Raw genomic sequence first — 24,228 nt, 5'->3', positions numbered from 1 at the left:
TTGAACATCATCAACAGTGAATCAGGGCCAATATCAATGCCGTTTGACACCTCCGGCTGTGGATGCGATCGGGCCACGGGTCTTCAGAATCGTATGAGGCGTGGTTGGCAAAGTGGTTCGCAAGCGTTTAATACGCCGGCTATGTGAGAACTTAATCGTCGGGTGCGGCGAGCGGGAGCCCAATTGAACGGCAAAAAAAGCAGGACGAGCCACCTGGATTCGGGCGCTGTGACCAGCGTCCTCAAGCGGGTGATCGCCGAAAACGGCAGGGATCATATCCGCGGTTATGCCTTTGCGATCTTCTGCCTGATCGCGACAGCCATGTCCACCGCCTTCACGGCATGGATCATGGAGTCGGTCGTCAACGAGGCTTTTGCCAACAAACGGGCCGACATGGTGCTCGTCATCTGCTTTGCGATCTTTGCAGCCTTCGTCATTCGCGGCCTGGCCACCTACGGGCAGGCGGTGACGCTGTCCAAGATCGGCAACAATATCGTCGCTCGCTATCAGCAGCGTCTCTATTCGCATCTCATGAAGCTTTCGGTCGGCTTTTTCGCGGAATCGCGATCAGCCCAACTCGCCGGGCAGATCGGCCAGAATATCGGCGGCATAAGGGACGTCCTCAACCTGGTGGTCACATCGACCGCGCGCGATCTGCTGACGCTGGCGTCGTTGATCATCGTGATGATTTCCAAGGACTGGGTTCTCTCGCTGATCGTGTTTGCGGTGGCGCCGCCGCTCATTCTTGCGATCCGCTACCTGTCGCAGCGGCTGCGCAGTGTGACGCGCGAAGCCGTCGAGGTGAGCAGTAAGGTGCTGGGCGCCATGCAGGAAACGATCCAGGGCATTACCGTCGTCAAAGCATTCACCATGGAACAACAGCTGGAAGCCAAGGTCCGGCGCATCATCGAAACGTCCGAAAGACAGAGCAACCGGATTGCCCGCCTGTCCGAACGCACCGCACCGCTCACCGAGACATTTGCCGGCGTGGCGATCTCCAGCGTGATCGGTTATGCCGCCTTCCGTTCGATCTATGACGATGTTGCCCCCGGCGCCTTCTTCGCCTTCATCACGGCCTTGCTGATGGCCTACGATCCCGCCCGCCGGCTGGCCCGGATGCAGGTGCAGCTCGAACGATCCGTCATCAACGCCCGGATGATCTACAGTCTGCTCGACATGCAGCCGTTGCAGCGGGAAAATCCGAATGCCCCCGACCTTGTCGTCACCAAGGCGCAGATCGAACTGAAGGGCGTCGTGTTCGCCTATGGCAGCGGCCAGCCGATCCTCAAGGGGGTAGACCTCGTCGCGGAAGGCGGCAAGACCACCGCCCTGGTCGGCCCGTCGGGCGCCGGCAAGTCGACGATCATCTCGCTGATCCCGCGTTTCTACGATCCGGCCGAAGGCCAGATCCTGATCGACGGACAGGACATAGCCCATGTGACCAAGGCCTCGCTGCGCCACAGCCTGGCCTATGTCACGCAGCAACCCTATCTGTTCGAAGGAACAATCCGCGACAACATCCGCTATGGACGGCCCGAAGCGACCGATGCCGACGTCGAGGAGGCCGCCCGCCTCGCCCATGCCCACGAGTTCATACTCATGCAGCCGGCGGGTTACGAAACACCGGTCGGCGAAAACGGCATGACCCTCTCCGGCGGCCAGCGCCAGCGTCTGTCGATCGCACGCGCGCTCGTGCGCAACGCACCGATCCTTCTTCTCGACGAAGCCACCTCGGCGCTCGATAACGAATCCGAAGCCGCCGTGCAAAGGGCGCTCGATTCGGCCATGCACGGGCGCACCGTCGTCGTCATCGCCCATCGCCTCTCGACCGTCGTCAACGCCGACAAGATCATCGTCATGCACGAAGGACGGGCAGTCGAAGAAGGCACCCACCAGGAGCTTGCCAACCGAAAGGAAGGCCTATACGCCCGCCTCAACAATCTAAAGGCGCCGGACGGCGCTCGAACTGAAATAGCCTGAAGGCAGCAAGGGGCAAGACCGCAGATTTTAGCAGGAATGCTATCAAAGCCATTGCTGAATGGCCAAATGAACGGAAATGGTGATGGTCATTGAACGAGAGCGGCGAACGCTTGTTATTGTTGAACGCAAGCTCGCGCAAAACCGTGGGCACTATCATACTCAGATAACGGCCCTGCGGACGATGCTGCCAAACTACGAGACAGCACTTATAACAGGCGAAGCCTATGATGGCTTTCTTGGGATTTCAGCCGCCACTCTCGCCACAAGCTCGCTAAAGGGCCAGAAGCTGAGGTCAAGGTTAAGGCATGGAAACCCTTTGGAACGGGTCGGCGCACTTCTCGCGCTTCTAAGAAAAGGTTTGATGTTCAATATGCCGGTGTCGGCATATGGCCGCCAGTTCGCCGAAGTTGTGACTAACCTTAAGCTAGACCAGAGCGATCTCATTATCGTTCCAACGGCAGATCTCGACACACTCGAGTCTTCTGTCGATCTGCATCATATTCTCGGGGATGCTGCCCCTCGGGTCATCCTTCGCTTCCTAAACGCCGAACTCGGTGACCGAAACGATGGGGTCCGCTCCGCCCGCCTGCGCGAGGTACAGGCGAAGCTGCCGAAACGGGTTCTGCTATTTACCGAGACGGAGGAGTTGGCAGATCATCTCCGTAAAGAATTCAATATTCCCGTAGCGGGCGGTTTTTATCTTCCCTGCAGCGTGCCAATCGCAGACTCTCCCGAAGAGCGGGTGTTGAACGGCAGGTTCCGGATCGGTGTGTTTGGAGAACCCAGACTTGAAAAAGGAAGCTCAAGGATTCCTGGCATAACAACCGCACTGGCGCAGAAGGCAGCTGCAGGATCCGCGGGCCCATTTGAGATTGTAGTTCAAGGTGCAGCGGCGGATTTCCAAAAGCACGGCGTATACGAGGCGCTCGCGGAGCATCAGGCGAGTGGAAGGGCTGTCGTCGTTTCTCCGCATGACAATCGCCTCTCTCCCCAGGAGTTCGCGCGACTATTCGCTTCGGTTGATGCTATTCTCCTGCCTTACGACACGAGTTTGTACAACCTTCAGGGCTCCGGCGTCATCCAGGATGCCGTGGCTGCACGCAAACCCATCATCTATACCAAGGGGATGTCGATGATGTCATTCCTCGATCATGGAAACGGTCTGGCAGCTGAAACGGATCAGGACTTTGCAGAAGCAATCATGCGTGTTGCTTCTGATCCGTTGACCTTTCGGGAAGGTACCGCCCGTGCAGCTGCCTACCTGCAGAACGCCATAGCCGCCAGTCCTTTCCTGCGCGCCATCAACGCAGCGCAGCAATAAGCGCTGAGCTCCTCTGCGGATCTGAATCCGCTACCAACACTTTCTGCCAAGTCGCACGAAACGCCTACCGTCCGGGAACGTGCTCAAGGGGAGTGTCGTTCAAGAGGCTGGGGACGATATAGAGCTTACCTCCCTGGCGACCAATAAACTCGTTCAAGGCGACGTGCTCACACACCTCCTCGCCCTGACTATCCAACCCAAGATACAGGCTCTGCTGGAGGAACTCGGTTCGATAAATTCCAAAGCCGCCGAATGCTGATTGTACCGGGATAGGTTTATCCTGAGGGGATATTTTCTTTTGACGTCCGGTTACGAACTCCTCGATTGCGGCCTTGATCTTCTTTTTCCTGTTGAATCTCGCTCGCCCCGCCTCGCGGACTTCTTTCCAGCAGTCGGTCGGGCACCATGAAGGGTGGCGCAAGGCCCAGATGTCGTAATACCAGTCACGTTGGTTGGCAAAGAGGCCGGCCCAATCATCCGGCGCCGAGTTGATGGCGTTGGAAAGCCCAGGTTCTTCCACGAGATTGGCGTTAACGCCGTCGAGGTCTAAAACTATTAGCAGGTCGTGGTGGATGCCTCTTTGTAAGTCATCGCGCAACGCAGTCATGTACAAATTTCTTGCAATAGCCAATCTCGGCGTCCTTTTGGCTACATTTGCCGCCAATCCATCAACATTTTGTATGTGCGCATCGTGATTCGCTTCGGCCCACTGCCTCAGGACTTTTTCGGTGCCATCTTTGGAATCGTTGGTGACGATGAAGAACTTTGTTCTCGTAAAACTTTGCTGCAGGCGACTGAGGCGAGGTAGAGTTTGAAGTAGGCCTTCTTCGCAATCTCGCGCGGCGCCCACTATGAATGCTGACTTCTCGATCATTGAGGTTCCTGAGACTTGATGCCGTTTCTAACTGATGTTCGGCTGTGGCTAGCCTTATAGCCGCGAACACTCCCGAGCAATCGTTTCCAGTGCCAAGGGCGCATTATAACCCCTGCACGGTTGCCCCCTTTTCAGTTGATCCGCCTGTGCGGAATACCAGCACGCTTCCGAAAAGTAGCGCTATCTCTTTGGGGTCAGACTATGGCCAGGAGCTCAGGCCTTGTGTGGCACCAAGACCGTCTGTAGGAGTGAGGCGCCAGACAAAGAGATCGACATGGTGAGAAGCAAAATAACGGGCGGCACTACTACCTTGCTGTTCAAGGCACGCGTCCTGAACAAGTACGAGGTATCCTACTTCAGGTGTGACGAAACCGGTTTCATCCAGACCGAAGAGCCCTACTGGCTAGATGAGGCATACTCATCCGCGATTACGAAGCTTGATGTAGGTATCGTCAGCCGTAACGTGCAATTATCCGGGGAGCTGTCTCGGATGATCGCCGCCGCAGGCTTCAAGCAGAACGGCCAGTTTCTCGATTACGCGGGTGGATACGGCCTCTTCACCCGACTTATGCGTGATGCGGGGTATGATTTTTACCACACCGATAAGTACACGGAGAACCTGTTTGCCGAGTTCTTCGACCTTGATGCATTCGCCCAAACTCCGGACTTCGAAATGGTTACGGCGCTGGAAGTTTTCGAACACCTCCCAGACCCCGTCGCGGAAGTGTCGCAGATGCTGACTTATGCGGACAGCATTGCCTTCTCGACTAAGCTTCAGCCGAAGAATGATATCAGGACCGTCGGCGACTGGTGGTATTTCATACCCGAGACCGGTCAACACGTTTCGCTTTTCAACGAAGCGTCTCTTCGCGTTCTCGGGAAGAAGCTCGGCCTGAATTTTTATAGCGATGGAAGCTCCCTCCATCTCCTCACCAAGCGCGCGCTCCCGGCCCACCCGTTCAAGAGCCGCGAACCTTTTATTATACGCAAGGCGCGCAAGTTGATCGATAAATTCGACCGAACGAAAGCCGGTGGTCGTAGGAGCCTCATTCAGAGTGACTGGGAGCGCATCCGGCAGATTATCTCCGGTTGAGCTAAACGGTGATCTTTGCCAAATGAACACCTTTAGCGTGCATTTGCGCCACAAGTCGCGCGCGAACGCAAGCTGACGTCCACCATCTTGCCCCTATCCTGTGGCCAAGCATCCGGATGCAGACCGTCAGCTTGCTCAGGGTATAAATCTAATCTACAAGCAGCCGCAGATGCCATGATCGGCAATTAGAAGCGGTGTCTCCTCGATTAGTGGCACTCGGAAGCGGTCTCGTTCCGATCCGTACGTGAGTTGAAAGATGAACGAAGCAAAACCGATCGCCCCTGTAGTATTCATCATTTTCAACAGGCCTGATCTTACCGAAATCGTTTTTAAAGAAATTGCCAGAGCACGCCCTGGCAAGCTCTTCATCATCGCTGACGGGCCGCGTGCGGATCGGGCTAACGAAGCCGAAAGATGCGCTCAGACACGGCAGGTGGTTGAGAAAGTTGATTGGGACTGCGAGGTATTTCGCAACTACTCCGACACCAACATGAGCAGCCGCGACAGGATTTCTTCGGGATTAGACTGGGTGTTCGCGCATACGGATCGAGCAATCATCATTGAAGATGATTGCCTGCCGGATCCCAGCTTCTTCCCTTTCTGTACCGAGCTTCTCGAAAAGTACCAGCACGACGAGCGCATAGGCTCCATCAACGGCTCGAACTTTACGCATGACCGTGTGGTTATCGATAATAGCTATTTCTTCAGTCGGTACCCGTTGATATGGGGGTGGGCCACCTGGCGCCGGGTTTGGCAAAATTACGACCTGTCTATATCGCGTTGGGGGACATTGCGTGAGACCGACTGGCTCAGAAGCGTGGCGTATCCTGAGGAATTCGGACACTGGACCAAAGCGTTCAACAGGGTATTTGAGGGAGGACTCGACGCTTGGGACTACCAATTTACCTTTTCACAGTGGCTTCAGCGACAGGTCAGCATACAACCAAAAAGCAATTTGATTAGTAATCTCGGCTTCCGCCCGGATGCAACGCATACGGTAGACGCTAGCCCGGTCGCTGGACTGCCCCTCGATGCCATGAACTTCCCGCTACGCCATCCTGCAGATCGTGCAATCAACTTTTCCGCGGACGAGATTTACCTGCGAGAGCATTGCTTCCGCAGGAAAAAGGAGAAAGGGCTTAAGCGGCTAGTGAGAAAGATATTTCCTGGGACATAGGGCTAGAACAACATGTAGCCAGTTGCGCGCTTGCTCAATCCGCTTAGCGCCACATCGGTCTCCGATGCCCCGTCGAATATATGGAGCGAAATCTGATGGTAAAACTTCGTCTTCCTTTCAAGAAGAAGCCCGTTAGCCCGTATACTGCCCTCAACGAGCTGGATCGGAAGATCGAGAAGTATCTCGACTACGACAACGGTTTCTATGTGGAGTTGGGTGCCAATAATGGCATACGGCAATCAAACACATATTACTTCGAGAAGAAGCGAGGGTGGAGCGGCGTCCTGATCGAGCCCTCTCCGAACAACTTTCTCGAATGCCGGAGGAACCGAAGCGAGAAAAACTCGATCTTCTGCAACGCGTGCGTCAGCTTTGACTATCCGCACAAGTATGTGGACATGAGTTACGGCAATCTGATGAGCGTTTCGACGAATGTCGATCTTGATCTGGAAAGTGTCACAGATCACCTCGAGCAATCTCGTCAGTTTCTAAGAAATCAAGAAGCAACCTTCGAGTTCGGCGCCGTGGCCAAGCCGCTCAGCACGATCCTGGAAGAAGCCAAAGCTCCAGCGTTGATGGACTTGCTCTCGTTGGATGTTGAGGGCGCCGAATACGAAGTTCTCAGGGGAGTGGACTTCGACCGTCACAATTTCAAATTCATTGTTATCGAGTGCTGGAAGACTGAGAGGATTACGAGCTTGCTAGAGGCCACGGGTTATGTTCTGCAGGATCAGCTGAGCCATCACGACTACCTCTTCAAGCTGAACAGAACGCCAACGGTATGACGGCAGGCGCCTTCTGCCTGCAGCCTTTTTCCGGCTCGATATTAAACCGATCCTGAAGCGCTAGGACCCACATGAACGAAATAGAAAAAAGTGGCGTGATCCAAGAAGATATACATGGCGGGCGAATGATCGCCATAGCCCAACACGTGATTGCGTTGCTGTGCCTAATATCAACTGCTGTAATCGTTGCCTGGCTTTGGAAATACAGCGCCTATGGCTTAGATTTTACCGATGATAGTTTTTATCTGATATGGATGGAAAATCCATATCTCTATAAGTTTTCGACAACTCAATTTGGCTTCATATACCACTGGCTTTACATTTTATTAGACGGCGATATTGCATCGCTTCGTCGATTCAATATTCTAACAACCTTGTTTCTCGCCTGGTGGTTCGCTTATTTTTTTCTGAGTTGGCTCGCGCCCGAGGCCCAAACAAGACGTTTGTCGCTATATGCGGCCACCGCCGGACTGGCGACGAGTGCGCTCATCCTCTTCGATTCCTGGCTGCCCACACCAAACTATAATGGCCTTGCACTCCACGCGCTATTCATCACCGGTATCGGCGTTGTCTTGGCTGACAGGTCTCATCATTTAAGAAGCGTTATTGGATGGCTGCTGATTGGCCTAGGTGGATGGCTAGCGTTCATGGCTAAACCATCCACCGCGTTTGCCTTGGCCATTGCGCTTTTCATCTACCTCCTCGGTTCGAAAAAAATCTCGCTCCGGTTACTATTACTATCGATCTGCACTGCCGTGGCGCTCCTTCTTATAAGCGCTTTGTTTATCGATGGGTCAGTCGATGCCTTCGCGAGACGGATACAGCTTGGCATAAAGTACGGCCAACACTTGAACGGCAATAATACTATAATGCAGATCTTGCGGATTGATAATTTTCGTTTTCGCGTAAAAGATCAGCTTATAGCGGCGGCAATTGCGGCCATAGGGTTGGCCGGCATTTGGGGTATTATTACCGGGAAGCCGAGAGGAGCGTTTCTTGCTATAGCCATCTCCATCTGCCTCCTCTCTTTGATCGCAGCGTTGGCATCTGGTGCGATTCATGGAACGATAGGCTTGGGAGAATTCCAAGGTCTTTCGATTTTTGGCGTCATGCTTATCGCAGCGGTAGCAAGCTTTCGTTTTGGTGGGAGAGGAACACTAAAAAAGATCTCATCGGCGCAGTGGAGTATGGCTGCACTGTTTATTAGCATGCCCTATGTGTATGCGCTTGGAACGAACAGAAATTACTGGGTAAACGGCTCGTGGGCCGGTATCTTCATTTTGCTCGCGTTCGTGACGCTGCTGGGTCCCATCGCGCGCGCGCGCCGCAGTTGGGCGTTCGCCCTCCCGCTTGCATTATGCACCCAGGCCGTTGCTGCGGTTCTCTTGCAGACAGGACTGGAGCAGCCCCCACGGCAACCTCAGCCTCTGCGGCTCAATGACACTATAACAGAGGTCGGTCCACGACGCTCGCCGCTGGTTCTTTCATCAGGATTCGCGTCATATATAACCGACTCCGTTAGGATCGCTCAGGAAAGCGGTTTCCCACCAGGCACTCCGGTTATTGACCTGTCCGGTCACTCGCCGGGAATTCTTTTTGCCTTAGGGGCCAAGAGCATCGGTCAGCCTTGGACACTAGGTGGATGGCCAGGAACCTTTGAGTATGCAAAGGCATCTCTGGACCAGGTGTCCTGCGATGAGGTTGCTGCAGCCTGGCTACTACTTGAACCTAACGGCCCAAATAGCATCTCAACCGAATTGATTTCCGCTTTGGGCCCGAATTTTTCTGCAGGCTATCAGAAAGTCGGCGATTGGCAGACCGCGAAAGGAGCGGCAGGCTTTGACCGTCGCGGAGGCCAGGAATTCTATAAGCCGACAAACCCAGATGCCGGTCGCGAAGCATGCAGAGCCTTACGAACAGGGAGCGCCGAATGAAAAAAGTGGCTATCGTTCAGTCCAACTATATCCCGTGGAAGGGCTATTTCGACATGATCGCGGCGGTGGATGAGTTCATACTCTACGATGACATGCAGTACACGCGACGCGATTGGCGCAATCGGAATCAGATCAAGACGCCTCAAGGGGTTCAATGGCTCACTGTTCCCGTTCGGGTTAAGGGGAAATACCACCAGAAAATCCGGGAAACCGAGATCGAAGGCACCGACTGGGCGACCGCCCACTGGAAGAGCCTGGTCCAGAATTATCGCCGCACTCCCCATTTCGGAGAAATCGCTGTGTGGTTGGAGCCCCTTTACCTGAACGAGCCACCAAGTCATCTCTCGCAGCTCAACCGCCGATTCATTGAGGCAATCTGCGGCTATCTTTCAATCCAAACTATGATTTCCAATTCATGGGACTATACCTTAGTGGAAGGGAAGACAGAACGTCTGGCTGACCTCTGTGCTCAAGCGGGTGGCACAGAATACCTATCTGGCCCCGCAGCAAAAGAATACGTAGATGAGGGAGTATTCAAAGAACGGGGAATAGCACTTAAATGGTTCGACTACACGGGCTACCGAGAATATCCCCAGCTCTGGGGTGATTTCGTTCATGGCGTTACAATTCTTGACCTCCTCTTTAATTGCGGTAGAAACTTCCAAACTTACGTGAAGTACATGAAATAGAGCTCTCCACAATGGCGGAAATGACTGGGCGGCGCAGTAGGTGTTCGTGATTTGCCTTCAGATCGGCATTAAAGCGCATGGCGACGAGTGCCGGCGTGTATAGGGTCTGCCGGACATTGGCGCGTCCGCCGCGGATGAAGACACGGCCGGTCCATGCCCCCGGACTGCCGTGCGACGGGTGCCAAGCCTGCGAGCGAGGCTGCCTGCCCTTGATCGAGTGTGCCGAGTTCCGGCATGTCGATCAGGAGCGCGAAGGCGGTGACTGCAGACAGTCCCGGGATCGAGACAAGGATGTCGAAGCGGCCTGCAAGGGTAATCCCCCCGTTTTTAGCGGGGCTCTGCAGTAGAATTCACGCAGCTATTTTCAGTTTCTGTGCGGGCGTGATGCCGCCGATGCCCATATTAGGCCGTTCGTTGTTGTACGTCCATAGCCACTGCGTCGCGAATTCCTGTGCCTCCTCGATGCTTTCGATGATGTATTGGTCGAGCCATTCATGTCGGACGGTGCGGTTGTAGCGCTCGACATAGGCATTCTGTTGCGGCTTTCCGGGCTGGATGTGGCTCAAGGCAATTCCTTGCGTTTCGGGCCATCCCATCAATTTGCCACTGACATATTCAGGTCCATTATCCACACGAATGGCGAACGGTTTGCCGCGCCACTCGATGAGTTGGTTGAGACTGCGGATGACGCGTTCAGCAGGTAGCGAAAAATCGACTTCGATGCCCAGCCCCTCGCGGTTGAAGTCGTCCAAGACATTCAACAGCCGGAATTGCCTACCGTCTTCCAGACGATCCGCCATGAAATCCATGGACCAAACCAGGTTCGGCGCTTCCGGCACGGCCAAGGCATCGGGCTTGTCCCGCTTCAATCGCTTGCGTGGCTTGATCCTGAGATTCAATTCCAGCTCGCGGTAGATGCGATATACGCGCTTGTGGTTCCAGCGATACCCCCGGACATTGCGCAGGTAAAGGAAGCACAGGCCGAAGCCCCAAGTCTTCTTCGCCCGCGTCAGACCGATCAGCAGGTCGGCGATCTGCTCGTTCTCATCGTTCAGCTTGCGGCTGTAACGATAGCAGGTCTCACTGACACCAAAGGTGCGGCAGGCCAGCGCAATGCTGACCCCATGTAACGCCACTGCTTTCCCGGCCATCTCCCGGCGTTGAGACGGCCGCGTCACTTTTCCCCAGAGCCTCCTTCAGAAGGTCGGCCTGCATGCTCATCTCAACATACATCTTCTTAAGCCGTCGGTTCTCCTCTTCCAAAGCCTTCATCTGGCTGATCATCGAGGCATCCATGCCGCCGTACCTCGCCCGCCACTTGTAAAACGACGCCGTGCTCATGCCATGTTCCCGGCACAGCTCCGGTACCGGAACGCCGCCTTCAGCCTGACGCAAAATCCCAAGGATTTGGGGTTCGCTAAATCTGCTCGTCTTCATCAAAATCTCCTCGATCATAAAGCCCGAGAGAATTCTACTTTTGAAGCCCGTTATTGTGCGGGAGGATTACCGTCGTCCCAGAACTAGCTGTGTGCACCCTTCCGACGCCTTTCTTTGTGAAGATTAAACGCGATAGAGCCATCGGCTATCGAATCTGCCCCAGACGTTCCCGCTGATATCTGCCAGCCTGTACGCGGTGGCACCAATCGAGGTTGCCGAGATACCATTGCACGGTCTTTCGGATGCCCGTCTCAAAAGTCTCAGTCGGTTGCCAACCCAACTCGCGCTGGATTTTGCTGGCATCAATGGCGTAGCGGCGGTCGTGCCCCGGGCGATCCTGCACGTGCGTGATGAGCGCCCGGTATGCCTGGATAGGGAGTGTAGGATCCGGAGGCGACAATTCTTGCAGGACGTCGCAGAGGGTCTGAACGACCTCGATATTCTGTTTTTCGTTGTGGCCGCCGATATTGTAGGTCTCGCCGACCTCGCCTTCGGTGATCACCTTATGGAGGGCTCGCGCATGGTCTTCGACGTATAGCCAGTCACGTATCTGATCGCCATTGCCATAGACCGGCAACGGCTTTCCTTCCAGCGCATTGAGGATCACCAACGGGATCAATTTTTCCGGGAAGTGGTAGGGCCCGTAATTGTTGGAGCAGTTGGTCACCACAACCGGCAGACCATAGGTTCGCATCCAGGCGCGAACCAGGTGGTCAGAGCTGGCCTTGCTGGCCGAGTAAGGGCTGCTGGGAGCGTAGGGGGCCGTTTCTGTAAAGAGATGAAGTTTCGCATCGTCAGTATCAGCCGGGTGCGGCAGGTCGCCATAAACCTCATCCGTGGAGACGTGATGAAAACGGAAAGCCTGCTTACGCTGACCGGCTAATCCCTGCCAGTAAGTGCGAGACACCTCCAGTAAAACATAGGTGCCTAGGATATTGGTTTCTATAAAGGCTGCCGGACCGTCGATGGAACGGTCCACGTGGCTCTCGGCCGCCAGGTGCATGATGGCATCCGGGCTATGCTGAGCAAATATCCGTTCTAGCTCGGCGCGGTTGCATATATCGACTTGCTCGAACGCGTAGCGGTCTGAGCAATCAACCTGGACCAAATTCTCCAGGTTTCCGGCATAGGTCAGTTTGTCGACGTTGACCACCAAGTCGCAGGTATTCTGGATGATGTGGCGGACTACCGCCGAACCGATAAAACCGGCTCCGCCGGTAACCAGAATTTTCTTTCCCGTCGATGCTCTTGATGGGTCAGCCGATGGCATCTTTCAAAACCCTGACAACGTGTTCCTGCTGCTCAGCAGTCAGATCAACCCACAAGGGCAAACGCACCAGCCTTTCCGACTGGATGTTGGTCACCTGCAAGTCGCCCTGTGTGCGGCCATACCGTTTTCCGGCGGGCGAAGAGTGCAGGGGCACATAGTGGAAGACCGAGAAGATATCGCTTCTCTTCAGCTCACTAAGTACCTTCTGGCGATCGATCTCCGGCGCCAGCAAAACGTAATACATGTGGGCATTGTGCTGGCATTCGTCCGGAACGATGGGCCGGCGAAGCAGTCCTTTAGCCTCGAGCGGTTCAAGAAGCGTGTGATAATGTTGCCAGATGCCCAAGCGGTGATTGGTGATGCGCTCGGCTTCTTCAAGCTGGGCACATAGGAAAGCCGCGATCAGCTCGCCCGGCAAGAACGAAGAACCGACCTCCTGCCAAGTGTATTTATCGACCTCACCCCGGAAAAAACGTCCGCGGTCCGTGCCTTTTTCCCGGATAATTTCGGCACGCACCGCCAAAGCGGGGTCGTTCACCAGCAGGGCTCCGCCTTCCCCTGAAATTACATTCTTGGTTTCGTGAAAGCTGTAGGCCCCGAGATCGCCAATGCTGCCCAGTGCCCGGCCTTTATAGGCTGCCATCACGCCCTGCGCCGCATCTTCCACGACCTTGAGGCCATGGCGTTTGGCTATGCTCAAGATGGTGTCCATCTCGCAGGCGACACCCGCATAATGAACCGGGGCAATGGCGCGAGTGCGCGAGGTGATAGCCGACTCGATCAGGCGTTCGTCCAGGTTCAAAGTGTCTTCCCGGATATCAACGAACACCGGAACGCCGCCGCGCAGCACGAACGCATTGGCCGTCGAGACGAACGTGTACGAAGGCATGATGATCTCGTCACCGGGCTCGATGTCGAGAAGCAATGCCGCCATCTCCAGGGCGGCGGTGCATGAGTGCGTCAGCAGCGGTTTGACGCATCCACTCTTGTTTTTCAGCCATTCGTGGCAACGCTTCGTGAAAGGCCCGTCACCAGCAAGCATGTTGCCGAACTTCGCTTCCGCGATGTAGTATAGCTCTTTACCGGTCATGAACGGCCGGTTGAACGGGATTTTCTCGCTCACTGCTCATCCTCTTGAAGCCTGTGCCACTCGTCGGCGACGCCGCGCAGATAGTCGCTGTACTCGCATGCCGGCATGCGCTCGATCAAGGTTTCAAATTGGGCAATGCTGAGGAACCCTCTCACCAGGGCCGCCTCTTCCGGACAACCGATTTTCACGCCTTGCCGTCGCTCGATCGCCTCGATGTAGGAAGAGGCTTCATGCAGCGCGGTACTGGTGCCGGCGTCAAGCCAGGCAAAACCGCGGCTCAAGCGCCGCACCTGTAGCTTGCCGAGCCTCAGGTACTCCAGATTGATGTCCGTTATTTCCAGCTCACCGCGGATGGATGGTTTTACCGCCTTCGCAATGTCCAGCACGCTGTTATCGTAGACATACACACCAGGGACGGCGTAGCTGCTTTTGGGATGCTGGGGCTTCTCTTCAATGGAGATTGCCTTTCCGTTCCGGTCGAACTCCACCACGCCATAGCGCTCGGGGTCCTTGACATGGTAAGCGAAAATTGTTGCGCCACCCGTAAAGCTGGAGACCGCCCGAGGGAAGTCGTCCCCACCGGAAAAGATATTGTCGCCCAGCATCAGGATCACATCATCGGAGCCCACAAAATCCGCCGCAATCAAAAATGCCTGTGCAATCCCTTCCGGCCTCGGCTGCTCGCGATACTGGATTGCTACTCCCCACTGGCTGCCATCCCCAAGCAAATTCTGATACCGAGGCAAGTCATGCGGCGTCGCAACGAGACAGAATTCCCTGACCCCTGACGCAATCAGAACAGTCAGAGGGTAATAGATCATAGGCTTGTCGAAAACAGCCTGGAGCTGCTTACTGGAGACTTGCGTCAGAGGATACAGGCGCGAGCCCGCGCCGCCAGCAAGAACAATCGCTTTCATTCGTGTCTCCCCCCACAGAATGCGACTACATCATACTCGCTGTCATTGTCAAAATAGCAATGCACGAGTTGGGCATTATCACTAGCCGCTAAAATGATGAGCTTCAGCCTCATAGCTGCTTCCTCACGATGATCGTAAACTCGTATAGCTCATAGTCATGCAACAAGGCCACCTGTCGGGAATACCGGCGCTTGCAAAGATCAAATAGATCCGGCGGATTGGCATAATATAGATCGCTCCGCATCCGGTCTGCGTCTGAATAGGACGTCAAACAATTGAAGGAAAACCCCTTTCGGCTCGTCGCGTTCATCATGTCCAGCGCTTCAATCAAATACGCAAGCCACTCCTCGTCGGTCCGCCCGAGCCGCACATTGAAAATCCCGGACGCTACGGAATAATCAACGATCTCGCCTGGCGAGTTGCCCAACCTGAATGTGACACCCGGTGATGCGGCGAAGCGCGAACGCGCTGCTTCAATCATCGGCAGAGCGATGTCGACGCCCACGTAACGGGTAGCGTGGCCCAGCTGCGCAAGGTGGTCCAGCAATGCGCCGTAGCCACACCCTATATCGGCGATGGAATAAGGTTGCGAGGCGTCGACCACTTTAAGTAGTTGATTAAATCGCATGAACTGGCCGGCTTGGCTGTTCCAATCCACGCCTGCTGCGGTCTGGCCATGTTCGGCGATCCTTCCGGCGTAATAATTCGCCACATCCTTCAGTATCTCATCCCTCGATTCAGCCAAAACGTGTCTCCCATTTGCATCGTATGCGGAGGATGTATTAAAAGGACCTCTACCCTCATAAGCTGTTATAAGTATAGCATCCAAATTGGTCGTTTAGTCCTGCAAATAACGTCGTTGAGAATAAATTTCCTGAACAATCGTGCGGGGTCTATCCTTCACTTCCTCCAATATCTGCTTCACATAAAGGCCCATCAATCCGGTAAAAACAGCATTTAGACTGAAGAAAAATACGACGACGGCCATAAGAGATGACCATCCGTCTTGAATTGGACCAGTCATCGCATGGAAGACTACAAAGGCGCCGTAAACAATACCCAGGAAAGCCATTATTAAACTGAAGCCCAGCATTAACATCAGGGGTTTTGCCGAGAACGTCGTTATAGCAAGAGCAGTCAGAGCAACTCGTCGCCCCAACGAATAGGTCGTATCCGAAGTGCTGGCTTTGACAAAACTGAAGGATGCCTGGGGATAACCAGCAAGAATGCTCAGTGGAACGAACACCGGGTTCTTGTCCCGGAATTTAAGTAGAGTGGTAACATAGCGGCGGGTCATTAATCGCATTGTCGATACGTTTTCGGGTATGCGGACTTCGCTCAATACAGAGAAAAGCCAATAGAATATATGTCCGGATATCCGCTCGATCCGGCCGCCTTTCCGGCTTTCCTGCAGTCCGTAGACGCAGTCCACCGCCTTTTCCAGCAAAACACACGACATTTCCGAAAGCAATTCGGGTGGCTCCTCCAGATCGCTGTCAATCAGGAATACCAGATCACCCTGAGCATGTTCCAACCCCACCAACATCGCTCTATGATGGCCGAAGTTTCTGCTCAAGCACACCAGCGATATCCGAGGGTCGAGCTCAACCCATCTTCGAACAATGTTCACCGAGCCGTCCGGACTACCATCATCGACAATCACAATTTCGATGTCATCCGAAACCGCCTCACCCGCGGCCAAGGCCCGTTGGATGAACTCCTCGATCGTGTCCATGGACCTGTATAAGGTGGTGACGATAGAAAGTTTGCGACTCATGGGAATCATGTGACTTTCAGTGACCGCGACTTGAGCCAATCACTACATTGGGCTGACGCCTCGGTCTCGTACTGTAATTCCGATCCATTGAACAATTGCGAGAGTTCATCGAGCTGAGCGCCGGTCAATCCGCAATCTAGCGTAATGCAATCTAGTAGCCTGACCTCCTCCGCGAGGACGTCGTAAATATCGTTTGCTTCGGTTGTCGCAATAACTCCGTAGCGAGCAATTTCCGTCATGGGATAGCATCCTGCCTTGCAATTTCCAAAGGATGAAAAATCGGGACATCTTCCGATCTAAAACGATCTCGAACAAGCGGCCAGCTTCGCTCATGCACAGCTGCAATGAGGGGCATTTTGGGAAAGCTCAAGAAATCGTTAGTTGACATCACAGGTTTACTATAGAAATTGGTCTCTACCGGCTGATCCCTTACAAAAAATTCGGCATTTTCGATGATGGAGGGGCTATAGGCATGAAGAAGATCCGAGTACTCACCCGTGCCGAAGATACCATACTTCCGGCCTATGAGCATCCTGTCGGCCGCATCTTGCATTCTGCTCCAGGTATTCACATACTCTGCGCGTTGCTGAGAAAGAAACTCGAAGCCGCGACTCCGATTGTCAAGATCGGCGTCGCCCAACCGCAAAAGGTGAATCCGAAAGCCCTGCAGGCCGCCCGTCAAAGGAGAGTTCGCAACCATCCGGAGGTTTACACCAGCTACAATCATAGCCAACGAAGCGGACGTAAAGTTGGATAGATGATCGTAAAAGAGCAATTCCGACCCTGCTATCTCCCCATCGGGACATACGACTATGATATTTCCCGTTTTATCAATGACTCGTCGGCATGCTTGGAGAAAACCGTGGGGATTACGTGAGTGCTCAATGACGTTGACGGAGAGGCAGAGATTATAGCAATGGGCACTCTCCTCGAACTGCTCGGCAAAACCCTCGTGGATAGAAATTCGACCTCCCGCTATCGAGCGCGCATATGCGGCTACTCTGGAACTAGGCTCCACTCCAGTCGCGATTTGAGCGCCGAGACTGTTGGCCAGGTGATTGAGTAACGTACCGCTACCGCATCCAAACTCGATGATTTTCGAAAAGTTGCCTCCCTTCCCCAGATGACGCGTCAAGAAAGCTTCTATCTGTCGGCCATATTCGGCGGAGCGCGCAGCCTCGGCCACGGTGTCTCGTAAGCCAATCGAGTAATCGGCGCTATAAATCTCTTTTATTTGCTCTTCTGAAAAATTCTGGGTGTGGAAGCCATGGCCGCAGTTGTTACAAGAACCCCGCCTAAGAGGACTTGATATAACCTTGCCATCACTAACCATCGAACGGGATGCATGGGGAACAGGTAAATCCTTACAATCTACTGACCCACATGCGGGACACTTAGAAATATATTCCTTCAAGCGAAGTTCCCCGCAAATGCTCGCTAGCAGACCGCCATAACGCAATTCCGGCGCCGAGCGCAAGCCTTAACAGGCAAGCGCGGCTCCAGTATATGGAAAACCTCTCCCTCTTTGCACGGATGATGGTCGAGTAGCTATGCCATTCGGCTTCGCCCTCATAGATCCGGGCGGGCGGATTTCCCGCACCCGGCTCTTCCCGAGAGTAACCCGCGTCATCTCCTGGCCTGCGCCCAAGTTCGAGTCCTTGCAGCGACCGACGCGATCGACCTCCGTCTTCATGTTGTCGTAGATACCGCGACCAGGCACGCCGCCGAACACACGGAATCCATGCCAGTGGGCGTCGAACAGCATCTCGTGGGTCTGCAACAGATACGCTCGCAAAAGAAACGCCCGGCTGTGCGACAGCTTGATGTGGGCAACCTGCAGCTTCGTGCGCTCGCCGCCTATGACGGCATAATCCTCACTCCAATCAAACTGGAATGCTTCGCCGGGTCGGAAAGACAGCGGAACGAATATACCGCGACCAGTGGTCTGCTGCTCACGTTGCCGATCAGCCCGCCATTCGCGGACGAACGCCGCAAACCGCCCATAAGAGCCGGTAAAGCCGAGAGCCCCCAGATCGGCGTGAACGTGCTACGCTGCTTGCGCGACTTCCCGGCCTCGGTCTTCAGCCAGCCCGATTGCTTGTTGGCAAAAGGGTCCAGCTTGCTTGGTCGTTCCGGTATCGCGAACTTCGGCTCGATCGTGCCAGCGCTCAGATACTTCGCAATCGTGTTGCGTGAAAGTCCGGTTCGCCGGCTGATCTCACGGATCGACAACTTCTCGCGCAGTGCCATCCGACGGATAATGTTTAAAAGTCCCATGTGGATCACTCCGTTGCCCCCGTCGCTCACCGCGTTGGGGGAAGGTTCACATGGCTCAATTCTCAATGGAAATTACGCGCCTGACCGGCTCCGTTCTGAGTGGAAATCAACATGATGTCTGCGATATCAATTGCCTGGGCACGTCCACAGAGATGAACTGCGACCTTTCGTTCGAGATAAACAAAGGTCAAAAGGCGAAGATGCGACTTGGCTTTGCAAAAAAATGGTCTGGTATGGATGCGCGTTCCGATATAACGGTCGTTGCCATCGCACAACATAGGGCTGAAGTATCGAATCGGTCCTCAGGCCTTTTCGCTCTCCGGCTATCAACACCGCTTGGTAGAAGTATCTTGTAATTCGCAATACTGTAGAATTTCTGACGGGATCCAGACGTGAAACGCATCGAATTTATAAGACTGGTAAGCCATGCCTGAACCAAAGAATTGCGCAAGTCGCGTCGGTCGGGCTGGCATGATCGCACGAGTTTTCAGACGCTCTTGGCCAATCGCTATCGCCGTTGCTGCCTGCAGCTTTGCCCTATACCAATTCGATTGGCGCAAAATGGCGGTTATCTTGCCTACGGTCCCCGTTGGCTGGCTTCTCTGCATGATGTCCATAGTGACGATCTTGGTATTTGCAGTTTGCGCCGCCCGCTGGATCGCGATCAGCCGACTTCCCTGGATCTCGCCGGTGATCGGCCGCGTTTATTGCTACGTCGCTTTCGTGATCGGCGCATCGATTGTCACGCCCCTGCAGCTGGGAGAGGTGCTGAAAGTGAAGTTTGCGCATGAATCCGGCATCAACATAGGCAACTCGACCTTCAACGTCGCGCTTGAGCGCATCCTCGATCTGGCGACCATTGCCGCCATGGGGGTATCTGGCCTGATTTACGTCCGCTCCGGATCGGCATTTCTGTCGCTGCTCGCGCTGATACTCATGTTTTCTGTCGGGCTCGCCATTCCGCTGGCCCTGCAGGCCTATGTTCGCCGACTAGCTGACACGTCGCTCGGACAGCGCATGAAAGTCATTTCGGGGCGACCGATCCCTACATCTCGCCTTGCGATCTTTGGGGTCACGACGATTCTTAAGTGGGGGCTGACTTTGGCAGCCTGGTTGCTCATCCTCAGCGCCGTCGATGTAAACCTGACTATCGGGCAAGGATCGCTGCTGGTCGGCTCGGTAACGGCGATATCTATCTTGTCGATGATTCCGGGTGGACTTGGCGTTCAAGAGATTTCGGTGCGAGCGATCCTCGTCGGAATGAACGTCGAACCGGGTCATGCCGAGGCGGCTGCCATCGTTCTCAGGTTGTTCACGCCGGTTATGGTCGTCCTCGGTCTTGCCCATTTGCCTTTCCTTTATCGAATATCCAACTCTACAGGGCGAACAAAAACCAATGTCTGAGAAACAGGGCATCTTTTCCATCTTGCGCCATCCGGTCGTATACGAGGCCGTCCAGCAGATCTTCCAGGCCGAACGCAATCGCAAATGGTTTGCCGACACCTATGTCCGCGCAAATCCCGGCGACCGCGTGTTGGACGTAGGTTGCGGACCCGCAAACCTGCTGGAGCATCTTCCGGACGTCGATTATATCGGCTGGGAACCCAACCCCGCGTATATCGAAACAGCGAAAAAGAAGTATGGCACCCGCGGCAGCTTCAACATAGGGTATTTCGGTGAAGCCGAGGCATCAACGCTGCCACCGGTGGACATCGCCGTCGTCGGTGCCGTTCTGCATCACCTTGATGACGAGCAGGCTCGTCATCTCTATGCACTTTTGCGCAAGGTAGTGAAGCCGGGCGGACGCGTGGTGAGCCTCGATTGCGCCTATATTGAGCGGCAGAACCCTTTGGCCCGCCTTCTTGTGTCGCTTGATCGAGGCCAGCATGCTCGCCATCCAAACGCCTATACATCGCTTGCCGCAACCTCATTTTCGGACGTGACGGGCGACCTCATCCCGCAGCGTTTCCCGCCTTATACCTTTTGGATAATGACGGCGCGCTAGAGTATCTTTCCCGGGAGTTTTAAGTGACTACTTTGATGGACTATGACGCCATGAGAACCGTGTCGCGCAGACTTTGCCCCAAGTGCGGAGCTGCCGCAGTCATCGATGACAATCAACCGATTTGGCCCATTAACTTCGCTTGTCTCAACTGCGGCCACGCGCCAATGGTCTGTGATGGAGTACCGCTATACGCGCCCGAGCTTGCGGACACGATCTCGGGTTTCGATCCGAAGTCCTTTGAGATGCTGGCCGAGATCGAGGATGAGCATTTCTGGTTCGTACCACGAAATAGAATGCTCGTAGGACTGATTGAAAAGTACTTTCCAACGGCGCGAAATGTTCTCGAAGTCGGCTGCGGAAACGGCGTCGTGCTGACAGCCCTCGCCAGAAAGGGCGCCAAACAGCATCTGGTGGGCTCAGAATTACACCCGTCGGGGCTTGTCGTTGCGGCGCAGCGCATGGGAAAGAATGCCGAATTGGTGCAGATGGACGCGCGCCATATCATGGCGGAAAATGCGTTCGACGTCATCGGCGCTTTTGACGTGATCGAACATATCGCCGAGGACGAAGCGGTCTTACGCTCTGCGCATCGTGCATTGCGCGCGGGTGGCGGCCTGGTCATCGCTGTCCCGCAGCATCCATGGCTTTGGAGCACGGCCGATGAGATTGCGTATCACCAGCGCCGTTACAAGCGCGGCGAACTGGAAGCGAAATTGGCCAGAAACGGTTTCCTCGTGGCCTATTCCACATCCTATTGCGCAACGCTCCTGCCGATGATGATCATCAGCCGTGTTCTGGAGCGGAGACGCAAGAAGAGTGTTGGCGAGCCGAAGATGTCGGATCTAGAGGCAAAGCCGCCTCGTCTTATCAACGCTATCCTACGCTCGATCCTGAGCTTCGAAGTCTCCACGATTTTGGCGGGGATGCGGTACCCAGTGGGCGGATCGCGGGTCGTTGTTGCTATCCGGAGATAAATAGCCGTTGGATTTCGGTCGTCTACCGGACTAAGAAATAGTCGCGCACCCGAAGCCGGATTACAGTGAGCAAAGAAACCGGTAGATTGACTGGTGCGCCTCCTGGAATATCATGATTCAGTTTATTAGAGCTCATAGATCGTTCGGAGGAGAGCCGAAGCCGATTGACGCGCATATGAATGTTTGGTCATGACTTCGGAGCTTTTTTGATGCCTCAACCAGTTCTCTCGATTGCCTCGACACTTTATCTTTCCGCTCCTTATCTTGCCGAATTTATAGAGCGCGCCTGTCAGGTAACCAGCAAGCTGGGAAACGACTAAATCTCGCGCTCATTGAGAACGGCTGGCGGGTACTGTTTATGCGCACCGAACTTGTTCAAAAACTCCAAGTGGCACGTCGTGAACTTCAGCTCGAACCCCCCATTTCAGAGCTCGACAAGTTCGATCTGCTCATCCTCGACGATCTCACCTATGTCACCAAGGGCCAGGCGGAAACGAGCGTGCTTTTTGAGCTCATCTCTGCGCGCTATGAGCGGCGATCGATCGTGATCGCTGCCCTTTTGGGAATGGAACAGGGTTTTACCCGATCCCGCCATGACGCTCGGTGCTGTCGATCGGCTCGTCCATCACGCGACGGTCTTTGAGATGAAGGTTGAAAGCTACTGACGTCGATCCCCGATGGAAGCCAAACGACAACGCGGCAGACCGGCCGCCTATGCGGCAATCAGAAACTCCGCCGAGATTGAAGCTGCGCGACAATCAGATTACGACGAAGCGCTTGCCAGCGACAATCGCGATGATATCGTAACGACCGCGACACCAGATCTCATCCAGATCGTCACTCTATAGTCGGGCTAACCCGAAGCCCGTCCTCCCGTAACCATCACCATTATAAAGCATGTACCTATTTCCCTTCAAATCGAATACGCACGGATAGGTTATTTCCGTACGTTCCCAGGGATCTGGTTGTCCTTCCATTTTTACGCAGTCGTCCATACGCTGCCAGCTCTTCCCTCCGTTGACGGAGACTGCATGGCCGAGACAGTAGTTCGGATTGCGGCGTGCATACCACATAGAAAGGATACCATTCGCTTCCTGCAGCACACTTGGGCGGGAGACCGCGAACTCGGAAGGATCTAACTGGCCCGCGAGAGGCACGACCACACCAGGCATCTGCTCCCACTCGACTCCGTCCAGCGACCGCGCTTGCTTAATGACATGATTCATCTCCAAGCCGCTGTCGCCCCAAAAAAGGTGGCTTCCAAACCACATTCTGTATTCGCCGGCCAGTTCCATGACCCAGGGATATCCGAGCGTGAATGGATTTTCTCTACTTCTGCCGACGACCGGGGCGGGGCTCAATCGTTCCAGCGTGCCGTCCTCAAGCACTTCAGCCAAGCCGATGAAGTTGGTGAAGGGAACATGTGCTCCAATTGTCCAGCCCAGATAGTAGGCAAACAGGCGTTCACCGCGCCGAATGAGGGATGTGACGGTTACACCATCGGCATCAAATGCGCCGCGCGGGCCTGGCCGAAAAAGCGGTCCCCGGATTTCACCTGTTTCGAACCGGTCCCCATCAATGAAGATGTCGACGCGCGCAAGCGACGATTTGTTGTCCGCATCGCGGACCGAGTAGAAAATGCCGACGCTTTCGTCAGCTCCGACCAGGACGGTTGGATAGCTTGCATGGCTCACCCACCAGTCTGATCCACTCCTTGGTTCGATGACACGACCAAGTCGACGCCAAACCTGTTTCGATTCGTTCGCCATTGCCATCAAATATTGCGCAGCCTGGTGGATGGAACCTTCCGCTTTTCGATCGTTGCCGTCGGCGCATAGACGCCCTCCGCGTCCGTACTCTGCTGCACCAGGCAGCCGGCGCCTAGCAGTGTAAAAGGCGCGATCTCGATATGGTCCACGACCGTCGCGTTCACACCGATGAAGCTGTTATGACCCACTTTGACGCCACCGGAGATCACTACATGCGACGAGATGAAGACATTATCTTCAATGACGGAATGGTGGCCGATATGGTTACCACTCCAGAGCGTCACATTGTTTCCGATCTGGCAGAAGGGCTGCAGCGTATTGTCTTCGAAAATCAGGCAGTTCTCGCCGATCTTGTCGGTCATCACGGTCGCACGCGGGCTCACATAGCTCGTCAGATTATAACCCGCCGAGCGCATGGCCTCGACCTTCTGCGCGCGCAGCACGTTCATTTTGTTGTACGACAGGGCTACGAACGCATCATAATCGGCGGGCGGAAATCGGGAGGTAACCTCTTCGAACGCGACAAGGGGCTTGCCGAACGCGGTATCGCTTTTGACGTAATCGCCATCGACCGTGAAGGCGGCAACCGTGCGGTTGATAGTCTTACGAAAGAGGTAGTCGACAACCTCAGCGATGTCGCCGGCACCAAAAACAATAACAGGCTTCATAGGTAGTTTGTCCTCACCACTATCGCTAGCTGTATTACCCCGTCGACGACCCGTCAACTCTTCATTCCCCATCGCGCAACGCCCTTCCCGTAAGCAGATCAGAATCTCCGTTCGCGTAAGCGGGCAAGAGTTGATTGCCAAGTTTCAGCATTTTTTCCGCTTCCATTCGGGTGTCGGCAATCTTGATGCCA

At 54.7% G+C, this 24,228-nt stretch carries 22 protein-coding genes and 2 pseudogenes; 12 read left to right on the top strand and 12 right to left on the bottom strand.

Annotated elements, in window-relative coordinates:
• Nucleotides 1-183: 183 nt before the first annotated feature.
• Entirely contained in the window at nt 184-1,980 is a 1,797-nt protein-coding gene (locus LZK81_RS24915; protein WP_233957697.1) for an ABC transporter ATP-binding protein, read from the top strand.
• A gap of 82 nt (nt 1,981-2,062) precedes the next feature.
• Nucleotides 2,063-3,301 (top strand): hypothetical protein, encoded by a 1,239-nt coding sequence (locus LZK81_RS24910; RefSeq protein ID WP_233957696.1) that lies wholly within the window; start codon nt 2,063-2,065, stop codon nt 3,299-3,301.
• 64 nt (nt 3,302-3,365) lie between these two features.
• Here LZK81_RS24910 and LZK81_RS24905 read toward each other — a convergent pair whose 3' ends face one another.
• On the bottom strand, nt 3,366-4,175 hold the full coding sequence (locus tag LZK81_RS24905; RefSeq protein ID WP_233957695.1) for a glycosyltransferase family A protein: 810 nt from the start codon (nt 4,173-4,175) through the stop codon (nt 3,366-3,368).
• A 274-nt stretch (nt 4,176-4,449) separates the two neighbouring features.
• On the opposite strand from LZK81_RS24905, the gene LZK81_RS24900 reads away from it, so the two are divergent.
• The 5 genes from LZK81_RS24900 (at nt 4,450) to LZK81_RS24880 (ending at nt 9,853) form a co-directional block, all read left to right on the top strand.
• A complete protein-coding gene (locus tag LZK81_RS24900; RefSeq protein WP_233957694.1) occupies nt 4,450-5,268 on the top strand; it encodes a class I SAM-dependent methyltransferase in 819 nt (272 codons plus the stop codon).
• A 256-nt stretch (nt 5,269-5,524) separates the two neighbouring features.
• On the top strand, nt 5,525-6,445 hold the full coding sequence (locus tag LZK81_RS24895) for a hypothetical protein (protein ID WP_233957693.1): 921 nt from the start codon (nt 5,525-5,527) through the stop codon (nt 6,443-6,445).
• 95 nt (nt 6,446-6,540) lie between these two features.
• Nucleotides 6,541-7,230, top strand: coding sequence for an FkbM family methyltransferase (locus tag LZK81_RS24890; RefSeq protein WP_233957692.1), 690 nt, complete (start codon nt 6,541-6,543; stop codon nt 7,228-7,230).
• A 71-nt stretch (nt 7,231-7,301) separates the two neighbouring features.
• Nucleotides 7,302-9,164, top strand: coding sequence for a hypothetical protein (locus LZK81_RS24885; protein ID WP_233957691.1), 1,863 nt, complete (start codon nt 7,302-7,304; stop codon nt 9,162-9,164).
• The gene (locus LZK81_RS24880) at nt 9,161-9,853 is read left to right on the top strand and encodes a WbqC family protein (RefSeq protein WP_233957690.1); all 693 of its coding nucleotides are present in this window, start codon (nt 9,161-9,163) and stop codon (nt 9,851-9,853) included. The genes LZK81_RS24885 and LZK81_RS24880 overlap by 4 nt, the downstream gene beginning before the upstream one ends.
• A gap of 68 nt (nt 9,854-9,921) precedes the next feature.
• Here the strand turns inward: LZK81_RS24880 and LZK81_RS29365 are convergent, their stop codons facing one another.
• The 9 genes and pseudogenes from LZK81_RS29365 to istA all read right to left on the bottom strand — a co-directional run.
• The gene (locus LZK81_RS29365; protein WP_326491529.1) at nt 9,922-10,089 is read right to left on the bottom strand and encodes a hypothetical protein; all 168 of its coding nucleotides are present in this window, start codon (nt 10,087-10,089) and stop codon (nt 9,922-9,924) included.
• Between the two features lie 114 nt (nt 10,090-10,203).
• Nucleotides 10,204-11,290, bottom strand: a protein-coding gene (locus LZK81_RS24870) for an IS3 family transposase (protein WP_233957689.1) whose coding sequence is annotated in 2 segments (ribosomal slippage) — nt 10,204-11,035 and nt 11,034-11,290 — 1,089 coding nt in all. Because the reading frame shifts where the segments join, the coding sequence is not laid out codon by codon here.
• A 145-nt stretch (nt 11,291-11,435) separates the two neighbouring features.
• Nucleotides 11,436-12,560, bottom strand: a complete 1,125-nt coding sequence (gene rfbB, locus LZK81_RS24865; protein WP_233957688.1) for a dTDP-glucose 4,6-dehydratase — start codon at nt 12,558-12,560, stop codon at nt 11,436-11,438.
• Nucleotides 12,547-13,683 carry a dTDP-4-amino-4,6-dideoxygalactose transaminase gene (rffA, locus tag LZK81_RS24860; protein ID WP_233957687.1) on the bottom strand — a complete coding sequence of 379 codons (1,137 nt, stop codon included), beginning with the start codon at nt 13,681-13,683 and terminating at the stop codon, nt 12,547-12,549. Before rffA ends, rfbB begins: the two co-directional genes overlap by 14 nt.
• Nucleotides 13,680-14,567, bottom strand: coding sequence for a glucose-1-phosphate thymidylyltransferase RfbA (rfbA, locus tag LZK81_RS24855; protein ID WP_233957686.1), 888 nt, complete (start codon nt 14,565-14,567; stop codon nt 13,680-13,682). The genes rffA and rfbA overlap by 4 nt, the downstream gene beginning before the upstream one ends.
• A 109-nt stretch (nt 14,568-14,676) precedes the next feature.
• Nucleotides 14,677-15,312 (bottom strand): class I SAM-dependent methyltransferase, encoded by a 636-nt coding sequence (locus LZK81_RS24850; RefSeq protein WP_233957685.1) that lies wholly within the window; start codon nt 15,310-15,312, stop codon nt 14,677-14,679.
• Nucleotides 15,313-15,405: 93 nt separating this feature from the next.
• On the bottom strand, nt 15,406-16,302 hold the full coding sequence (locus LZK81_RS24845) for a glycosyltransferase family 2 protein (protein WP_233957684.1): 897 nt from the start codon (nt 16,300-16,302) through the stop codon (nt 15,406-15,408).
• Nucleotides 16,303-16,579: 277 nt separating this feature from the next.
• Entirely contained in the window at nt 16,580-17,758 is a 1,179-nt protein-coding gene (locus tag LZK81_RS24840; RefSeq protein ID WP_233957683.1) for a methyltransferase domain-containing protein, read from the bottom strand.
• A 225-nt stretch (nt 17,759-17,983) separates the two neighbouring features.
• A pseudogene (gene istA, locus LZK81_RS24835) lies at nt 17,984-18,621 on the bottom strand (IS21 family transposase); the annotation flags it as partial.
• Between the two features lie 426 nt (nt 18,622-19,047).
• Between istA and LZK81_RS24830 the strand changes: the two are divergent.
• From LZK81_RS24830 to LZK81_RS24810, 5 genes and pseudogenes are all read left to right on the top strand, one after another.
• Nucleotides 19,048-20,025, top strand: coding sequence for a lysylphosphatidylglycerol synthase transmembrane domain-containing protein (locus LZK81_RS24830; RefSeq protein WP_326491528.1), 978 nt, complete (start codon nt 19,048-19,050; stop codon nt 20,023-20,025).
• Complete coding sequence (locus LZK81_RS24825; protein WP_233957682.1) at nt 20,018-20,626, top strand: class I SAM-dependent methyltransferase; 609 nt, start codon at nt 20,018-20,020, stop codon at nt 20,624-20,626. Before LZK81_RS24830 ends, LZK81_RS24825 begins: the two co-directional genes overlap by 8 nt.
• Before the next feature lie 23 nt (nt 20,627-20,649).
• On the top strand, nt 20,650-21,600 hold the full coding sequence (locus tag LZK81_RS24820; protein ID WP_233957681.1) for a methyltransferase domain-containing protein: 951 nt from the start codon (nt 20,650-20,652) through the stop codon (nt 21,598-21,600).
• A gap of 358 nt (nt 21,601-21,958) precedes the next feature.
• Nucleotides 21,959-22,265, top strand: a pseudogene (locus LZK81_RS24815) (ATP-binding protein).
• A gap of 12 nt (nt 22,266-22,277) precedes the next feature.
• A complete protein-coding gene (locus LZK81_RS24810; protein WP_233957679.1) occupies nt 22,278-22,448 on the top strand; it encodes a hypothetical protein in 171 nt (56 codons plus the stop codon).
• On the opposite strand, the gene LZK81_RS24805 is transcribed toward LZK81_RS24810, so the two are convergent.
• Together LZK81_RS24805 and LZK81_RS24800 are read right to left on the bottom strand one after the other, a co-directional pair.
• The gene (locus LZK81_RS24805) at nt 22,443-23,375 is read right to left on the bottom strand and encodes a hypothetical protein (RefSeq protein WP_233957678.1); all 933 of its coding nucleotides are present in this window, start codon (nt 23,373-23,375) and stop codon (nt 22,443-22,445) included. The two genes, LZK81_RS24810 and LZK81_RS24805, sit on opposite strands and share 6 nt — an antisense overlap.
• A complete protein-coding gene (locus LZK81_RS24800; RefSeq protein WP_233957677.1) occupies nt 23,375-24,037 on the bottom strand; it encodes an acetyltransferase in 663 nt (220 codons plus the stop codon). Before LZK81_RS24800 ends, LZK81_RS24805 begins: the two co-directional genes overlap by 1 nt.
• Nucleotides 24,038-24,228: the final 191 nt, after the last annotated feature.

This window comes from Neorhizobium galegae (assembly GCF_021391675.1).
In the GTDB taxonomy this organism is placed as follows: domain Bacteria; phylum Pseudomonadota; class Alphaproteobacteria; order Rhizobiales; family Rhizobiaceae; genus Neorhizobium; species Neorhizobium galegae_B.
The sequence above is the reverse complement of the archived record's forward strand: the minus strand, read 5'-3'. Positions and strand labels throughout refer to the sequence as shown.